Consider the following 15797-nt stretch of genomic DNA (forward strand, 5'->3'; position numbering starts at 1 on the left):
GAGGCCCTCCTCGTATGCGCCGAGCACCCGACGACCACCCGATCGGGACGACCGTTCGATCACCAAGTCCCAGGAGCGGTACGACAACGGCTACTAAGAAAGTGCGTTGTGTGGTGAGCCGCCCCGTCAGCGATCCACCGCAGCGACAGGGGAGCCCGAAGCCGTGTACGAGCTGTGCGGCTATGGTGCTCGCATGGCTCAACCCACCCTCATACCCGCCAAGAACCGCCTCCAACCTGTCCAGTTGACTGCGGCCACCACGCCCGGGCTGGTAGCCGGAGGCCGGCGATGAACCGGCCCGTGCGGGCGATCGCCGTCTTCTGCGGCGTGCTGATGCTCGCTCTGCTGGTCCGGGCGAACTGGCTGCAATACGTGAATGCCGAGGAGTTGGCGTCGGACACGAACAACCGCCGCGTGCTGATCGAACGGTTCGCCTCCCCGCGGGGTGACATCATCGTCGGTGGCGAGGCAGTGACCGGGGCGAAGGCCGTGGCGGGCAGGGAACTCAAGTACAAGCGCACCTACGCCGACGGTCCGATGTACGCGCCGGTGACCGGCTTCGCGTCGCAGGCGCAGGGCATGTCGCTGCTGGAGAAGACCTACGACGGCATCCTGTCGGGGCAGGACGACCGTCTGGCGTTCCAGCACTTCCTGGACGTGGCGACGGGCAAGGAACGTGGCACGGGAGCCGTGGTGACCACGATCGACCCGCGGGCGCAGAAGGCGGCGTACAAGGGCCTGACCGGCCTGAAGGGTGCGCGAGGAGCCGTGGTCGCTCTGGATCCGAAGACCGGGAAGGTGCTGGCCCTGGCGTCGGCGCCGTCCTACGACCCGTCGGTGTTCGCGGGCAACACCTTCAAGGAGTCCGACAGGTTCGTGGCCCTGGACAAGGACAAGCGCAAGCCGCTGGCGAACCGGCCGCTGCGGGAGACCTATCCGCCCGGATCCACGTTCAAGATCCTCACGGCTGCCGCGGCCCTGGAGCACGGCGTGGTCACGGACATCGACGCTCCGAGCGGGGCGGTTTCCCCCTACCCGCTGCCCCAGTCGACGAACCGGATCGGCAGCGAGGCCGGCGACGCGGTCTGCGGCAACGCTTCCATGAAGACCGCGATGCAGTACTCCTGCAACAACGTCTTCCTCGACGCCGCCGCCAAGCTGGGGCAGGACCGGATGCGCGAGACGGCGGAGAAGTTCGGGTTCAACGAGGACGTCTACTCGCCGGACTTCGGAGACCTGCGCGCCACCAAGAGCATCTATCCGCAGGACCTGGACAAGCCGGGAACCGCTCTGACCGGCATGGGCCAAGGCAGCCTCACCAGCACCCCCATGCAGATGGCCATGGTCACCGCGGCACTGGCCAACGACGGCAAGCTCATGCAGCCCTACATCGTCGACGAGATCCGCGGACCGGATCTCAGCGCTCTGGAGAAGACCACGCCGACCGTCATGAGCCAGGCCGTCTCCGCCGCCACCGCCCTCAAGGTGCAGCAGATGATGGAGCACACAGCCAAGGAAGGCAGCGCCCAGCGCGCGCTGATCGACGGCATCGTGGTCGGCGGCAAGACCGGCACCGCGCAGCGAGGCGTGAACGTCGCCGACGCAGTGCCTTACGGCTGGTTCGTCTCCTACGGCAAGAAGCCCGACGGCGCCTCGGTCGCCGTCGCCGTGTTCATCGACCCCACCGACATGGACATCTCCCGCCAGGACATCTCCGGCGGCCGGCTCGGCGCTCCCATCGCCCGCAGCGTCATGCAGGCCGTACTGCGGTAGGAGAAGGGCTCGCGGCAGGCGGCGCCAGGGTTCCAGGACAGACCTCGGCGCCGCCACGGCCACGGGAAGCCACGCCGTCGGACCTACGCGAGCAACCGCTCCACCAGCAGCAGGAAACCGATCACGATCATCGCGGCTCCAGAGAAGCGGGTCACGGCCGGCGACGGCTGGACGTGTGCGCAGTACCCTTCGCGCCGCGGTGCCCACGCCGGTGTAGACCACGGCGCAGTTGGCGGTGTGCACCAGACCCAGCGCAGCGATCTGAGCCATGAACGGCCAACTCGCGCCACGGGCGACGAACTGCGGCAGGAGGGCCAGGAACAGCACCAGGGCCTTCGGGTTGAGCCCGCTGATGCCCGCGCCCCTGGTGGCCCGACCCAGCCACGAGCCGGCGCTCTCGTCCTCGGCCGCACGGGGCGTCGACGGGGATATCACGGTGGTGACCCCGAGGCAGACGAGGTACACCGCACCGACGGCAGTCAGCACGGTCAGTACCAGCGGTGAGCGGGCCACCAGCGCGGCCACACCGGCCGCGACCACAAGAGTCAGCAGCAGGTAACCGGCCAGCAGTCCGCCGACGGCGGGCACGATCGTCCGATGCCCCAGTCCAGCCGTGATCGCATAGGCCCAGTCCGCACCCGGGACGAGCATCAGCAGCAACGACACCGTCCATGGACGACGTGGACCGGAGAATCCTTGCCGAGCTGCAACAGGACGGGCGTCTGACCCTCTCCGAACTCGCCGAGCGGGTCCGCCTGAGCATGTCCCCCTGCCACCGCCGCCTCCGTGCCCTGGAACGCTCCGGCGCCATCGCCGGCTACCACGCCCGGCTCGACGCGGCCGCTCTCGGTTTGACGTTCGAGTCGCTGGCCTTCGTCACCATGCGCTACGAGGACCGCGAGACCGTCGCGGCCTTCGAGGAGGCCGTCGCCGACATTCCCCACGTCATCCAGGCCCAGCGCCTGTTCGGTGACCCCGACTACCTCCTGCGCGTCGTCGCCCGTGACCTGGAGGCGTACCGACAGCTCTACGACGAGCGTCTCGCCACCCTGCCCGGTGTCCAGCGCCTCAGCTCCACCCTCGTCATGGCGGGCGTCGTCTCGGCCCGCCCCCTGCCCTTGTGACACGCGAGTGCGGCTCGGGCCCAGCCGCAGCGGCGAGCCACGCCCTCAGGAACCGTCCTGATCGATCAGGAATCGAGAAGCGCTTGCACAGTGCCGCCTCTAATCTGGCCGTCATGAACATCACCATTCACGCGAGTGCCCTCCCGCACGACGACCCGGATGCGTCGCTCGCCTTCTACCGCGACGTCCTCGGGTTCGAGGTCCGCAGCGACGTGGGTCAGGGGAAGATGCGCTGGATCACGGTCGGCCCGGCCGGTCAGCCCGACACGTCGATCCTTCTGGCGCCGCCGGCTGCCGACCCGGGAATCACGGAGGACGAACGCCGCACCATCACCGAGATGATGGCCAAGGGGACCTACGGCTGGATCCTGCTTGCCACCCCGGACCTCGACGCCACGTTCGAGAGGGTGCAGGCCGGGGACACGGAGGTCGTGCAGGAGCCGACCGAGCAGCCGTACGGAATCCGCGACTGCGCCTTCCGCGACCCTGCGGGCAACCTGGTCCGCATTCAGGAGCTTCGCTGAGCCGGAAGGCCGAAAGAAGGGGGAGTGTGTGCCCATGTGCCAGCCGGAGTGGCGGCGTGCACGCGTCCAGGCGCAGCGCCTGGCTGATCTCGCGCGGCTGCGCCGCGTCCGTGACCGGATCGACAGGGAGTACGCGCAGCCGCTGAACGTGGAGGCGCTCGCCCGGGACGTGAACATGTCCGCCGGGCACCTGAGCCGGTCGTTCCGGGCCGCCTACGGCGAGTCGCCGTACGCGTACCTGATGACGCGGCGCATCGAGCGCGCGACGGCGCTGCTGCGGCGGGGCGACCTCAGCGTCACCGAGGTCTGCTTCGAGGTCGGCTGCGCGTCGCTGGGCACGTTCACCACCCGCTTCACCGAGCTCGTCGGCATGCCGCCCGGGGCCTTCCGGCGCCAGGCGGCGGAGGCGGCGGGCCACGCGAATGCGGTGGGCGCGTCCCACGACGCGGTTTCCGCGATCACGGTGGAGGGGATGCCGGCATGTGTGGCGAAGCAGGTGACAAGACCGGTCAGGAATCGAGAAGCCCCGGCCCCCGGGCAGCCCCTAGCGTGATGGTCATGGCAACCACTACTTCCACCGCATCCACCACGTCCATCGCATCCGTCACCCTTGAGGTGGCGGCCCCCGAGGCCGCCCACCGCTTCTACACCGCCTTCGGAGTGGACACGTACGTACGCCTACGGGCGTCCGAGGCGCACTCCACGGGGTTCCGCGGCTTCACCCTGGCGCTCACGGTGTCCGGGCCCGCCACCGTCGACAGCTTCCTGAACGCTGCCGTGGAAGCGGGCGCCACGGTGCTGAAGCCCGCCGCGAAGTCGCTGTGGGGCTACGGCGGCGTCGTCCAGGCCCCCGACGGGACGATCTGGAAGGTCGCGACCTCGGCGAAGAAGGACACCGGCCCGGCCACTCGCGAGATCGACGAGGTCGTCCTCCTGCTCGGCGTCGAGGACGTGAAGGCCAGCAAGCAGTTCTACGTCGGCCGCGGCATGACCGTGGCCAGGAGCTTCGGCGGCAAGTACGCCGAGTTCGCCGCCGGCGACTCCAGCCCCGTCAAGCTGGCGCTGTACAAGCGCCGCGGCCTGGCCAAGGACCTCGGCGTCCCCGACGACGGCACCGGCTCCCACCGCATCGTCCTCGGCACCACCGCCGACCCCTTCACCGATCCGGACGGATTCACCTGGGAGACCACCGGGCCGCTCGCCCCCGAGCCGCCGACGGCGCCCGCATCGTCCTGACGCCGGACCGGTAAACCGGTGGACCGGCGGGCGGGAACCTCAGGATCTCCGACAGCCGGGCTGGACCTGCCGTCGACATGATCAGGTCCTGGACCCGCATTCGCTGTCGAACTCCCTCGGAGGGTGTCCGAGGAGCTCGGTGATGTCGTTCGTGGCGCGGTCGTAGCGGTTTTCGCGGTGCAGCCGGGCCATGGTGGCGATGTGATCGAAGACGTGGGCCGGCAGATCCTGCTTCTTCAGGTCGTTCTCCAGCCACTCCTCGTACGGCACGTCCACGTAGGTCACGGTACGGCCCAGGACGGTGGAGACCTCGGCGGCGATGGCTGCCATGTCGCGGGAGTGCGAACCGGTCAGTTCGTAGACCCGGCGGGAAGGCGGGGCCGGGTCGAGCAGGAGGTGCGCGATCACATCCGCCACGTCGGCCGCGGCGACCGGAGAGGTCCGGGCGGAGCCGAACGGGAGGCGGATCGTGCCGTCCCGCTTGACGGACGCGGCGGCGACCTGGGTGAAGAGCGGATTCTCCATGAACACCGTGGGCCGCACGTGCACGACCGGCGCCCCCGACCAGTCGAGGACGTGCTCGGCCAGCCAGTGCAGTCGCTGCTGCCTGGATTCGGCGGCGCTGGTGAGGCTCATCTGCGACACCGTCATCTGCGACATGCTCACCAGCAGATCGAGGCCGTCGCTCTCCCGGACGGCGGCCGCGACCGTGGTGGCGGCCTCCAGGTAGACGGGGGACACGCTCATGCCGAAGTAGGCGCGATGGCAGCCCGCCAGCGCTCGCACCACGTCGGCGCCGCGTGTGAGGTCGCCGACCACCACCTCCACCCCGTCCAGGGCCCGCAGCGCCGAGGTCCTCTCGTCGTCGTGATGCACCAGAGCCCGCACCGGCACCCCCTGCGCACGCACACGGTCGAGGACCATGCCTCCGACTCCGCCGACCGTGCCACCGACACCGGTGACAAGGATGGGTCCTACGCCCATGTCGATCGCCTCCTGTCTTCCGGACCGGGATGTCCGGTCCGCTCACTACTCCGCGCCGGCGAGCTCTCCAGCCGTACCCGAGCGTGCGTGGCTCGGTAAGTGGTCATGCTCGACGATCCTCTGGGAAGTCGTCGCCGTACATCGGCAGGCCGCTCAGGGACTGCTCACGGGTGGCCTCCACCTCGATCACGTCCCAGTGCTCGGCGAGGACACCGTCCTCGATGCGGAGGAAGTCGACGGCGATCCACGGGGCGGACTGCCCGTGCCCGGAGAACCGGCCGCGCACCATGACCATGTCCCCGTCGGCCATGATCAGCTCGCGTTCGTGCCGCAGCTCCGCCGGGAAGCTCCTCACGAGGTCGAAGAGTCCCTCGCGGCCGGGCGCGATGTGGGCGCTGTGCTGGATGTAGCCGGGGGACCAGAACCGCTCGGCGGCTGCGTAGTCCCGCTTGTTGAACAGCGTGTCGAACGCCTCGCGGACGATGGCCTTGTTGCTGTCCTCGACGGTGCTCATGAGCTGGTCACCTTGTTCCTACGGAGACGGGTGTCTCGTTGATGTTTCCCGCGGACCGGCTCAGTGGTGTCTGCCGATGCGGTACCGCGCCAGGAACCCGAGGGCCATGGCGGCGACGCCGTAGCCGAGGACGGTCCCGAGCGGACCGACCAGAACGACCAGGAGGCCCGCGACGACGGCCGGGACACCACCGGCCCTCCGGTGCAACCGGGAGCGACCGTCTCACCGACGAAATCACCCAGCCTTCGAGGAAGCGGCAGACGATCCCGCACACGAACGGCTCGCCGGCCTGGGCCCGGGCGTTGCCGAAGACAAGAATGAGCTTGCGGCTCAGGAGTCGATCTCCCAGTGGAGAGCGCCGGCTTGGGCGGGTGCCTCCAGGGTGTTCACGAGTGCTGTCGCATCCGTGCCCGGCGGGAGGTCCGCCGCGAGGTAGGTCCCCTGGAGCCATTCGTGAGGCAGGTCGGCATCGACGACCATGCCGTGCAGGCTCCTGGAGCTGCGTCCCGACCTGAAGATCCTGTACCAGTGGCTTCGGCCGGAACAACGCGGGGCTCGTTCAGGCGTGGCCGGCAGGAGACGCTGCATCCGAGGGCGGGGAAGTCCGTATCTGGCATGGCTGCTTCAAGATTTCGGCGCATAACGCGATTTGAGCGACCGGCAGCCCCCGTGGTCCGTGACAGCTCCGAAGCTGAGACGGCTGTCTTCGCGCTCGTGTGCGCAGGTTCAGCCCGTGTGAAGTCCGGCTCGGCTTCTGCTCCGCCGGCTGCGGATCTCGCTCACCGACAGGACGAGGGCCGCGAGGGTGAAGGGGAAGGCGATGGCGCCGGCAATCTCGGCGATGCCGAAGGCGCGCAGGAGGCTGGCGCCGAGCGCGATCAGGAAGAGGGACAGGGGGAGGTATCTGCGCCAGGCGGGAAGGTTCCGCATCCGGGCAACAGCGAGTGAGCACCAGAGCGTGAGGCAGAAGACCGTGATGCCCACGGCGGCGGTTGCGATCAGCATGAGGAGACGTTTCTCTGCGGGGAGTGGAGGCGCTCCCTTCGAGCGCGGCGCCCGCGCGGCGGGGGAGGGAGGGCGGCCCGACGGAGCGTCTCCGTGGGTGCGCCATCCTATGGTCGCAGGTGTGGCGAAGCGGCAACCACACAGCCTTGCCAACGGGCCCTACCGGAAACCGTGTTGATGGTCACGTGACCATGGTCGGAGTTCTCGTGCAACCCTCAACTCATCTTGATCGTCTTGGGAGTTGCGGCTTGGCGTGGGCCGCTGATCGGCGGCCCATGCCGGCTGCTTGACCTGACCGTCTCTCACCTGGAGATGTCATGAGAGCTGACTCCGTGCGCCGCCTACTGCGGCTCGGAGCCTGCACGACGCTCGCCGCCGGACTCGTCGCTTTGGGGCTCACCACTGCTCCCGCGTTCGCCGAGACCGAGCCCGAGACCGACCAACTGTGGATCACGGCCCCCTACGAGCCGAACCTGCCGCTCGGCATCGACGGTGGGACACCGCTGACCCGCACGCTCGACGTCCGGCTCAACCACGACAACGACCACTTCAAGGTCACCGACGGCCGCCTCACCGTGAACGCCTCCGGCATTGCCGGGGTCGCGGAGATCACCTGGCCGGACAACTGCACGCCGAGTGGCGCGAGCGCGGTGTGCGACGTGTCCGAGGTGCCGGCGACCGGGAACACCGGCGGTGAGGTGCATCTCAAGGTCCGCGCGGCCGACGGGGCGGCCGTCGGGGCGCGGGGCCGCATCACCTTCAAGGCGACGGCGACCGGTGGCCTGAACGGTACGCTCACCGCCCGGGGCAGCACCACGGTCACGGTCGCGTCGGGACCCGACCTCGGGCTCACGGCCGGCGGTGACATCGAGCACGCCCGGCCGGGCAGCACGCAGACGCTCCCGTTCACGCTCACCAACCACGGCAACGAGACCGCGCACGGGTTCACCATCAGGGCGATGGCCTCGTACGGAGTGCGGTACCTCAACCGGTACGACGACTGCGTCTACACGACGTCGAGCGGGGACGAGTACGCCCCGATGTCGTACGCGACGTGCACCTTCGACCAGGATCTGGCTCCGGGGGCTTCCTTCCAACTGCCCGAGCCGCTGCGGATCGCGCTCACCCAGCACGCGCTCCAGGAGCGGGTGGACATCTCGGCGGAGCCGGTCGGCGCGACCGACCTGGGGGGCTACGACGACTATGTGGCGCTGCAGATCGGCGCCGACAACACCGCCGACTTCTCGGTGACCGACGCCTCGGTCACGGGCGCCGCGGGCGAGACGGTCACCGCCTCACTCACCTTCAGGAACAACGGGCCCGGCTGGCTGGGCAACCTGAGCTCCGGGGACCCGGTCGCCGTGCTCCGGCTGATCGTTCCGCCCGGTACCACGGCCACGGGCGTGCCGGAGAGCTGCCTTCCGCGAACCCTGTCCGGCGACGCCTACTACCAGGGCCGTCTGGGCGCCCCGCGCTACGACTGCCGACTGCCGTACTGGGTGCTGGAGAACACGGAGCAGTCCTTCGCCTTCAAGCTCCGCATCGACACGGTGGTGCCCTCAGCGACTGGTGAGGTCAGCATCCATCCGCCGTTCGGCGAGTTCCGCCACGACCCGGACCTGACGAACAACACGGCTGTCCTCACGGTGAACTAGCTGTTCTGTCCACGGAGGTTGGTGACAGCGGTCACTGACGTGTGATCTTGAAATGGGTGAGGGCCTTCTGGCTCGGTGTGGATTGCGACATCTGCACCGGCGACCAGAAAGGCCCTCTTAGACAGCGGTTAGCTAAAGAGGGTCAAACCGGCCCCGGGAACGCCCCATCCGCGGCTGCGGAGGCGCACCGCCTCCGCGCCGCAGCGCACGTCACACGGTGACCCTCGGCCCCGAGCCGGGATCGCGGCCCGGTGTGGCGCACGCGTGAGCGGAGACGTCGCGGAGCCGGACGAGGCGTGGCCGTGGCCCCCGGAACACGGACGGCAGGGTTCCCTGCCAAGTGAGCGGCCGCCGCGGTGCGCAGCCGTTCAGTGGCGTCGTCTTGGTGGCCGGTCCAGGCGAGCACGCAGCAGCCGCGCCCGGCCCGTACGGTGCGCTGGGACGGTCGCGAGTGGAGGAGGCCGTCGGCACTGGCCGGCCTGAGCCCGGCGGCCAGACCTGCCAGGACGCCGAGCATACCGGGGACGAAGACCGATACCGCCCAGCCACCAGCCCGAACCCGAGCACCGGAGCCACGGCCGCCGTCGTCGCCCGGACCAGGAAGAGATGCAGGGCCGTCAGCGCCGCTCTGCCACCGTCACATCTTTCAGGCTGTCAGTCGGCGTTGCGGCGCACATGAGTACTCGTACTCAGCACGCAACCCCGCCACCCGTCCCTGTACGTGCTCTTCCTGCCCGCTGGTGAAGGAGGGCATTGCGGAGCGAAGCTGCCAGGAGGGCGCCCACCATCGGGGCGAGCAGGTAGACCCAGAGGTAGTCCAGTCGGTCTGCGGCGATGGCCGGTCCGAACTGGCGGGCGGGGTTGACCGAACCGCCCGTCGTCGTGCCCAGCAGTGCGATCGCCGCTCCGATCAGGATTCCGACGAGCCATGGGACCAGCGGCGCCAGTCTGGGCACCGCAACAAAGAGCCCGACGAGAAGCACGATGATGCCCATCGAGGCGGTCTCCGCCGCGAACAGCGCCCCGGTGGACCAGCCGATACCGGGTTGGAGTGACGTGTCGTCGATCGGCGGCCTGCCCACGACGGGACCCCACGCGGCGAGGCCCGCGAGTGTGCCGAGAAGGGAGCCGACGAGCTGGCCCGCGATGTAGGGCGCGACCGCGGCGCCGGGGAAGAGACCGAAGCGCCACATGGCGACGGAGATGGCGGGGTTGATGTGTCCGCCCGAGACTTTCCCCGCCGGGCTGAGGATGAGCCCTGCCAGTAGCACGCCCACGCACGCACCGATGACCAGCAGTTCCTCATGGGCTCTGGGGATCGCCGCCGAGACGGGGGAGGGCCCGGCGACCCAGCGCACGATCGTGGTGACGCCGAAGAGCAGCGCGGTGGCCAGCAGGCATTCCAGGGCGCTGCCTCGGGTCAGCGTCCGCCAAGTGACCGGGCCGGTCGGGGCGGGGCCGTCCGGGGGGCCGTACGGTGCGGCGGTCTGGTCCATGATGGTGAGCCCTGCCTGAGGTGTGTTGGAGCCCGGTCAGGGGCAGATGACGACGCGGCCGCGTATCCGGTTCTCCACCGCGAGGTAGGCGTCCTGGCCGTTCTCCAGGCCGTAGCGGTTGGCGATGGGCAGGGGACGGAACTCTCCGGAGTCGAAGAACGGGGCGAGCTGTCGGAGCCTTGCGCCCGACTCGACGACGTCGTAGTGCCCGCTGTTGCACCCGTAGACCCGGATCTCGTCGCGGTACAGCTCGACCAGGTCGATCTCCACGGTCCGCGTGCCCACGGCGCTGATCACCACGAGTCGGCCTCGGCAGGCCAGCGAGGCCAGCGCCGCCGGCGTGGTGACGCCACCGACGGCGTCGTACACCACATCGACACCCCTGCCCGCGGTGAGCCGCTTGATCTCCGAGGCGGTGTCCCGCGCACTGCCGTCGAGCGCGACGAACTCCTTGATGATCGACGCGGCGGGCGTACCGTCGGCGGGGTGGACCCGGTCCACGCCGATCACCCGCGCTCCAAGGGCGTGGGCGATCTGGGCGACGGCGCCGCCGACTCCGCCGGAGACGCCGAAGACGCCGATGGTCTCACCCTTGGCCAGTCGGGCGGCCTCGACGGCGCCGAGCCAGCCGGTGACGAAGTTGACCCCCACGGCCGAGGCCTCCTCGAAGCTCAGCCGGTCGGGCTTGCGGGCCAGTGCCGCCGCCGGAACAGTGATCATCTGCGCATGTGAGCCGTCGCGGGTGAACCCGACATCCCCTCCGGTGCCCCAGACCTCGACGCCGACCCAGTCGTGCGGCCCGTCGACGACAACGCCGGCGAAGTCGCGCCCGGGGACACGGGGAAGGGTCGTTCCCTCCATCTGACCGGCGACGTTCTTCAGGTCCGACGGGTTCACCGAGGCAGCCTTGACGGCTATGACGGCCTCGCCGTCCCCCGCCACGGGGTCCGGCACCTCGGTCAGGCCCAGGACGTGCGGATCGCCGAAGCGGTCGAAACGCAGAGCACGCATGACGGCACCTCTCTGAGCTGGGACGGGTCATTCGCCCGCCGTGCGAAAGCCCCCGTACCACCGAGCATCGCGCAGCCCCCTCATCACGTCCAACGACAGTTTTCGATCAGCTCCATCTCCATCGGAGATAATGGGAGGCATGGAGCTCCGGCAGTTGGAGTACTTCGTCGCGGTCGCCCAGGAGATGAGCTTCTCCCGGGGGGCACGACGGCGGAACGTCGTCCAGTCAGCGGTTTCCACCGCTGTCGGGAAGCTGGAACGCGAACTCGGTACGCCGCTCTTCGACCGGTCGAAGCTGCGCATCGAGCTCACGCCCGCCGGACGGGCCTTCCTGGCCGAGGCCAGGTCCACCCTGCACGCCGCCCAGCGGGCGAAGGATGCGGTGACCGGCTTCCACGGGCAGCTCAGCGGCACCGTCGATCTGGGAACGCTCATGTCATCCGGCCCGGTCGACGTCCCCGCCGCGCTCGGCCGGTTCCACGCGGCGTATCCGCTGGTGTCGGTGCGGCTGCGGCAGAGCCCCGCGGGATCGGCCGGGCATGTCGCGGCGATCGCCGAGGGCTCCCTCGACCTGGCCCTGGTCTCCCTGAGCGGCAAGCCCGCGATGGTCTCGCTACGACCACTCGTCGAAGAACCGATGGTCTTCCTGTGCCGCCCGGATCATGCCCTGGCCCGCCGCAGACAGATCCGGATCACCGACCTGGCGGATGAGACGTTCGTGCACTTCGTCGCGGGCTGGGGCGTCCGCCGCCAGGTGGACCAGGCGTTTCGGGACGCCGGCGTGGAACCCGGCGCACCCTACGAGGTCTCGGACTACGCCACCGCCGCCGGGCTCGTCCGCCACCGGCTCGGCACCACGCTCGTCCCCAGATCAGCGGCCACCCCCTGCGCCGAGCTGCGTGCGCTGCCCCTCGTCCCGACCGTGACATGGCGTCTGTCCCTGGCCGTCCCCGACGGACGGAAACCGTCCCCCGCCGCTGCGGCTCTGGCCGACGCACTGGTTCGTCAGGCGGGCGAGGCCTGAGACCATCGAGCAGACGGGAGACGGGCCCGGCTGTCGCGGCCGCCACCCCGGAGCCCCTGATCGGGGCCTCCGGTCCCGGACCTTGTCGACTACGAGCCCGACTGAGCCAGATCGTAGACGAGCTCGGCCGTCCCCCCGAACACCGCGGTGCGTTCGTGCTCGGTGAGTGCGGAGGTCAGGTCCCGGGCCGTGGTCAGGACTTCCTCGTACGGGGCCGTGAGGGTGCACACGGGCCAGTCCGAGCCGTACAGCAGGCGGTCCGGGCCGAAGGCATCCAGTGCCACCTCCGCATAGGGGCGCAGGTCGGCCGGCGTCCAGGAGGTGAGGTCGGCCTCCGTGACCATGCCCGACAGCTTGCAGACGGTGTTGGGCCGGCCGGCGAGCGCACGTACGGCGCCCGCCCAGGGCTCCAGCTCTCCGGAGACGATGGGCGGCTTGCCCAGGTGGTCGAGGACGAAGGTGAGTTCCGGGAGGATCGCGGCCGCCTCCGCGCAGGCCGGCAGCTGGTGGGGCAGGACGACCAGGTCGTAGGCGAGGCCCGCGTCGGCCACGGCGGCCAGGCCCCGCCGTACGTCGGCCCGCAGCAGCCATCCCGGGTCGGGCTCGCCCTGCACCTGGTGGCGGATGCCCTTCAGGAAGCGGCCGCCTGGGAGTGCGCGCAGGCGGGCGAGTTCGTCGGCGACGTCGGGGCGGGTGAGGTCGGTCCAGCCGACGACACCCGCGATCAGATCGTGCCCGGCGGCCAGAGCCAGCAGTTCGGGGGTCTCCTCCGGCACGGTGACCGTCTGGACGAGGACCGTGCGGGCCACTCCGGCCGCCTCGGCACGGGGCACCAGGTCGTCCATGGTGAAGTTCCTTCTGAGCGGCTGGAGTCGGGGTCCCGCGATCCATTCCTGGTCGCGGATCGACAGGTCCCAGACGTGATGGTGGGCGTCCACGGTCACGGCAGCTCCCATACGACGGGCAGCCCCGCGTCGGCGCCCCCGCGGGAGCAGTCGTGCACGACGCCGAGCGGCTCGGCCGGTACCTCCCGGTGCGCGGCCTCGTGGTGGTTGATCCGGTCGGGCCGGACCTTGGTGTGCGCGGCGACTCTCATGACGTCTCCTCGGTGGTCTGCAGCCCCGTCTCGCGCACTCCCCTCCGGCCTCGACGCCGCTGCGGCAGAGGGCGGTCACCGGCCCGCCGGGCGTAGCCGCAGGCCCTGCATGCCGCCGTCGACGGCGAGTGCGGTACCGGTCGTGGCGCCGGACAGTGGACTGGCCAAATAGGCGATGGCGCCCGCGACTTCGGCGGTGGTGACGAGCCGGCCGGTGGGCTGGCGGGCCTGAAGGGCGGCGCGCTCGGCGGCCGGGTCGGGAGCGGCGTCCAGTAGACGGCCGACCCACGGCGTGTCCACCGTGCCGGGATTGACGCAGTTGACGCGGATGCCCTCGCGGACGTGGTCGGCGGCCATGGCCAGGGTCAGCGAGTAGACGGCGCCCTTGGTGGCGCTGTACAGGGCGCGCTGCGGCAGTCCCGCGGTGGCCGCGATGGAACAGGTGTTGACGATCGCCGCGTGCGAGGAGCCGCGAAGGTGAGGCAGGGCGGCGCGGGCGGTGCGGACCATGCCGAGGACGTTGACGTCGAAGACGCGGCGCCACTCCTCGTCGTCGTTGTCCTCGACGGTGCCCTGGGCGCCGATGCCGGCGTTGTTCACCAGAATGTCGAGTCCCCCGAGGGCTCCGGCGGCCTGCTCGACGGCCCTGCGCACCGAGATGTCGTCGGTGACGTCGGCGCGGAAGGCGAGCAGCGGCTTCACCACGGACGCCGGGTCCAGGTCCAGGACGGCGACCTGCGCGCCCCGCTCGGCGAGAAGTTCGGCACTCGCCTGGCCGATGCCGGAGGCGCCTCCCGTCACCAGCGCCCTGAGCCCCTGGAAGTCGCTCATGCCGCCTGTCCCTTCTGCGGGTCGGGGTCGGTGGCCCAGAAGGTCCCGCCGGGGAACGTGTACCGCGCGATGGACTCAGGCCGCATGGCGGCCGAGAAGCCCGGGGCGGTGGGGGCCGCGTAGTGACCGTCCTGGATCACCACCGGGTTCAGGAAGTGCTCGTGGAGGTGGTCGACGTACTCGATCACGCGGTCCTCGGTGGTGCCGGAGACCGCGACGTAGTCGAACATCGAAAGATGCTGCACCAGTTCGCACAGGCCGACCCCGCCCGCGTGCGGGCAGACGGGGACTCCGTACTTGGCGGCCAGCAGCAGGATCGCGAGGTTCTCGTTGACGCCGGCGACGCGGGTCGCGTCGATCTGGAGCACGTCGAGAGCGCCTGCCTGGAGCATCTGCTTGAAGATGACGCGGTTGTGCACGTGCTCGCCGGTGGCGACCTTCACGGGCGCCACGGCCTTGCGGACCGTCGCGTGGGCGAGGATGTCGTCGGGGCTGGTGGGCTCCTCGATCCAGTACGGGGCGAACACGGCGAGCGCCCGGGTCCAGCGGATCGCCTCGGCCACGTCCCAGCGCTGGTTGGCGTCGATGGCGATGCGGACATCCGGCCCGACGACCGTCCGGGCCACCCGGCAGCGGCGCACGTCGTCGTCGAGGTCCGCACCGACCTTCAGCTTGATCTGGGTGAATCCGTCGGCAACGGCTTGGGCGGCGAGCTGGCTGAGCTTGTCGTCGTCGTAGCCGAGCCAGCCCGCCGAGGTCGTGTAGGCGGGGTAGCCGCGCTGGAGCAGGCGCGTCGTGCGCTCCTTCATGCCCTCCCGGCCGCCGCGCAGGATCTGGAGCGCCTCCTCGGGGGTGAGCGCGTCGGTGATGTAGCGGAAGTCGATCTGGCTCACCAGCCACTCGGGGGCGGCCTCGGCGAGCAGCTGCCACAGGGGCTGCCGCGCGCGCTTGGCGGCGAGGTCCCACACGGCGTTGACGACCGCGCCGATCGCCATGTGCATCACGCCCTTCTCCGGTCCCAGCCAGCGCAGTTGACTGTCGCCGATCAGATCCCTGGACAGCGAGCCGGGGTCACCGCACACGTCGTCGACCAGACGTCCGACCACGTGGTGGCGCAGCGCATGGATCGCGGCGACCTGGACGTCGTTGCCCCGTCCGATGGTGAAGGTGAAGCCGTGTCCCTCCGCTCCGCCGTCCTCATCCGTGCGCAGCACGACATAGGCCACCGAGTAGTCGGGGTCCGGGTTCATGGCGTCGGAGCCGTCGAGCTCGCGCGAGGTGGGGAAGCGGATGTCGTGGGTGTCGACCGCGATGATGCGGGCGGGCGTCGCAGACACGGATGGCCTTTCGGTCGGTGACGGGGGAACCGGCGGGTCAGTCCCGTCCGCGCCTGTCCTGCCGTCCGTTCCGCGCTGTGTTGCCGGTCATCTGGCGGCTCCTCGTCAGCGAAATCGAGCAGTTGACGCATGCTTATCAGACCACTTGGCGCCCACGACACCCTCTGGATTCAATATTTGCGATGTT

18 protein-coding genes and 1 pseudogene are annotated in these 15797 nt (G+C 70.0%); 7 read left to right on the plus strand and 12 right to left on the minus strand.

Translation table 11 applies throughout. The features are described 5' to 3' along the window. The first annotated feature begins 288 nt into the window (after positions 1 to 288). The gene (locus ACIP4X_RS34330) at positions 289 to 1773 is read left to right on the plus strand and encodes a penicillin-binding transpeptidase domain-containing protein (RefSeq protein WP_391457741.1); all 1485 of its coding nucleotides are present in this window, start codon (positions 289 to 291) and stop codon (positions 1771 to 1773) included. A gap of 83 nt (positions 1774 to 1856) precedes the next feature. On the opposite strand, the pseudogene ACIP4X_RS34335 reads toward ACIP4X_RS34330, so the two are convergent. Further along, positions 1857 to 2424: pseudogene (locus ACIP4X_RS34335) on the minus strand (LysE family translocator). A gap of 20 nt (positions 2425 to 2444) precedes the next feature. Here ACIP4X_RS34335 and ACIP4X_RS34340 point away from each other — a divergent pair. The 4 genes from ACIP4X_RS34340 (at position 2445) to ACIP4X_RS34355 (ending at position 4657) form a co-directional block, all read left to right on the plus strand. Continuing rightward, positions 2445 to 2897, plus strand: coding sequence for an Lrp/AsnC family transcriptional regulator (locus tag ACIP4X_RS34340; protein WP_358730351.1), 453 nt, complete (start codon positions 2445 to 2447; stop codon positions 2895 to 2897). A gap of 113 nt (positions 2898 to 3010) precedes the next feature. Then, on the plus strand, positions 3011 to 3421 hold the full coding sequence (locus ACIP4X_RS34345; RefSeq protein WP_358730352.1) for a VOC family protein: 411 nt from the start codon (positions 3011 to 3013) through the stop codon (positions 3419 to 3421). Positions 3422 to 3455: 34 nt separating this feature from the next. Next, entirely contained in the window at positions 3456 to 3974 is a 519-nt protein-coding gene (locus ACIP4X_RS34350; protein ID WP_358730353.1) for an AraC family transcriptional regulator, read from the plus strand. Beyond that, a complete protein-coding gene (locus ACIP4X_RS34355; RefSeq protein ID WP_358730354.1) occupies positions 3974 to 4657 on the plus strand; it encodes a glyoxalase in 684 nt (227 codons plus the stop codon). Before ACIP4X_RS34350 ends, ACIP4X_RS34355 begins: the two co-directional genes overlap by 1 nt. Positions 4658 to 4738: 81 nt before the next feature. On the opposite strand, the gene ACIP4X_RS34360 is transcribed toward ACIP4X_RS34355, so the two are convergent. The 5 genes from ACIP4X_RS34360 to ACIP4X_RS34380 all read right to left on the minus strand — a co-directional run bounded on the left by ACIP4X_RS34360 (position 4739) and on the right by ACIP4X_RS34380 (position 7160). Then, positions 4739 to 5641: an NAD(P)H-binding protein gene (locus tag ACIP4X_RS34360; RefSeq protein WP_358730355.1), complete on the minus strand. Its 903-nt coding sequence runs from the start codon at positions 5639 to 5641 to the stop codon at positions 4739 to 4741. Between the two features lie 103 nt (positions 5642 to 5744). Then, positions 5745 to 6155: an ester cyclase gene (locus ACIP4X_RS34365; RefSeq protein WP_358730356.1), complete on the minus strand. Its 411-nt coding sequence runs from the start codon at positions 6153 to 6155 to the stop codon at positions 5745 to 5747. Positions 6156 to 6215: 60 nt separating this feature from the next. Beyond that, positions 6216 to 6362 carry a hypothetical protein gene (locus ACIP4X_RS34370; RefSeq protein WP_391457746.1) on the minus strand — a complete coding sequence of 49 codons (147 nt, stop codon included), beginning with the start codon at positions 6360 to 6362 and terminating at the stop codon, positions 6216 to 6218. Between the two features lie 123 nt (positions 6363 to 6485). Next, the gene (locus ACIP4X_RS34375) at positions 6486 to 6635 is read right to left on the minus strand and encodes a hypothetical protein (RefSeq protein ID WP_358730358.1); all 150 of its coding nucleotides are present in this window, start codon (positions 6633 to 6635) and stop codon (positions 6486 to 6488) included. A 246-nt stretch (positions 6636 to 6881) separates the two neighbouring features. Continuing rightward, positions 6882 to 7160 (minus strand): hypothetical protein, encoded by a 279-nt coding sequence (locus ACIP4X_RS34380; protein ID WP_358730359.1) that lies wholly within the window; start codon positions 7158 to 7160, stop codon positions 6882 to 6884. Between the two features lie 317 nt (positions 7161 to 7477). Here ACIP4X_RS34380 and ACIP4X_RS34385 point away from each other — a divergent pair, with 317 nt between their 5' ends. Next, entirely contained in the window at positions 7478 to 8815 is a 1338-nt protein-coding gene (locus tag ACIP4X_RS34385; RefSeq protein WP_391457750.1) for a hypothetical protein, read from the plus strand. A gap of 689 nt (positions 8816 to 9504) precedes the next feature. On the opposite strand, the gene ACIP4X_RS34390 is transcribed toward ACIP4X_RS34385, so the two are convergent. Together ACIP4X_RS34390 and ACIP4X_RS34395 are read right to left on the minus strand one after the other, a co-directional pair. Further along, entirely contained in the window at positions 9505 to 10311 is an 807-nt protein-coding gene (locus ACIP4X_RS34390) for an aquaporin (RefSeq protein WP_358730361.1), read from the minus strand. A 36-nt stretch (positions 10312 to 10347) separates the two neighbouring features. Next, positions 10348 to 11322: a zinc-binding dehydrogenase gene (locus ACIP4X_RS34395; protein WP_391457752.1), complete on the minus strand. Its 975-nt coding sequence runs from the start codon at positions 11320 to 11322 to the stop codon at positions 10348 to 10350. Between the two features lie 139 nt (positions 11323 to 11461). Here ACIP4X_RS34395 and ACIP4X_RS34400 point away from each other — a divergent pair, with 139 nt between their 5' ends. Then, positions 11462 to 12346 carry a LysR substrate-binding domain-containing protein gene (locus ACIP4X_RS34400; protein WP_391457754.1) on the plus strand — a complete coding sequence of 295 codons (885 nt, stop codon included), beginning with the start codon at positions 11462 to 11464 and terminating at the stop codon, positions 12344 to 12346. An 89-nt stretch (positions 12347 to 12435) separates the two neighbouring features. Here the strand turns inward: ACIP4X_RS34400 and ACIP4X_RS34405 are convergent, their stop codons facing one another. The 4 genes from ACIP4X_RS34405 to ACIP4X_RS34420 all read right to left on the minus strand — a co-directional run bounded on the left by ACIP4X_RS34405 (position 12436) and on the right by ACIP4X_RS34420 (position 15610). After that, positions 12436 to 13290: an amidohydrolase family protein gene (locus ACIP4X_RS34405; protein ID WP_358730364.1), complete on the minus strand. Its 855-nt coding sequence runs from the start codon at positions 13288 to 13290 to the stop codon at positions 12436 to 12438. Then, positions 13287 to 13442, minus strand: a complete 156-nt coding sequence (locus ACIP4X_RS34410; RefSeq protein WP_391457757.1) for a hypothetical protein — start codon at positions 13440 to 13442, stop codon at positions 13287 to 13289. The genes ACIP4X_RS34405 and ACIP4X_RS34410 overlap by 4 nt, the downstream gene beginning before the upstream one ends. 75 nt (positions 13443 to 13517) lie before the next feature. Next, positions 13518 to 14273, minus strand: a complete 756-nt coding sequence (locus ACIP4X_RS34415; protein WP_391457759.1) for an SDR family oxidoreductase — start codon at positions 14271 to 14273, stop codon at positions 13518 to 13520. Next, complete coding sequence (locus ACIP4X_RS34420) at positions 14270 to 15610, minus strand: L-fuconate dehydratase (RefSeq protein ID WP_401352235.1); 1341 nt, start codon at positions 15608 to 15610, stop codon at positions 14270 to 14272. Before ACIP4X_RS34420 ends, ACIP4X_RS34415 begins: the two co-directional genes overlap by 4 nt. Between the last annotated feature and the right edge of the window lie 187 nt (positions 15611 to 15797).

Source organism: Streptomyces sp. NPDC088817 (assembly GCF_044750345.1).
In the GTDB taxonomy this organism is placed as follows: Bacteria; Actinomycetota; Actinomycetes; order Streptomycetales; family Streptomycetaceae; genus Streptomyces.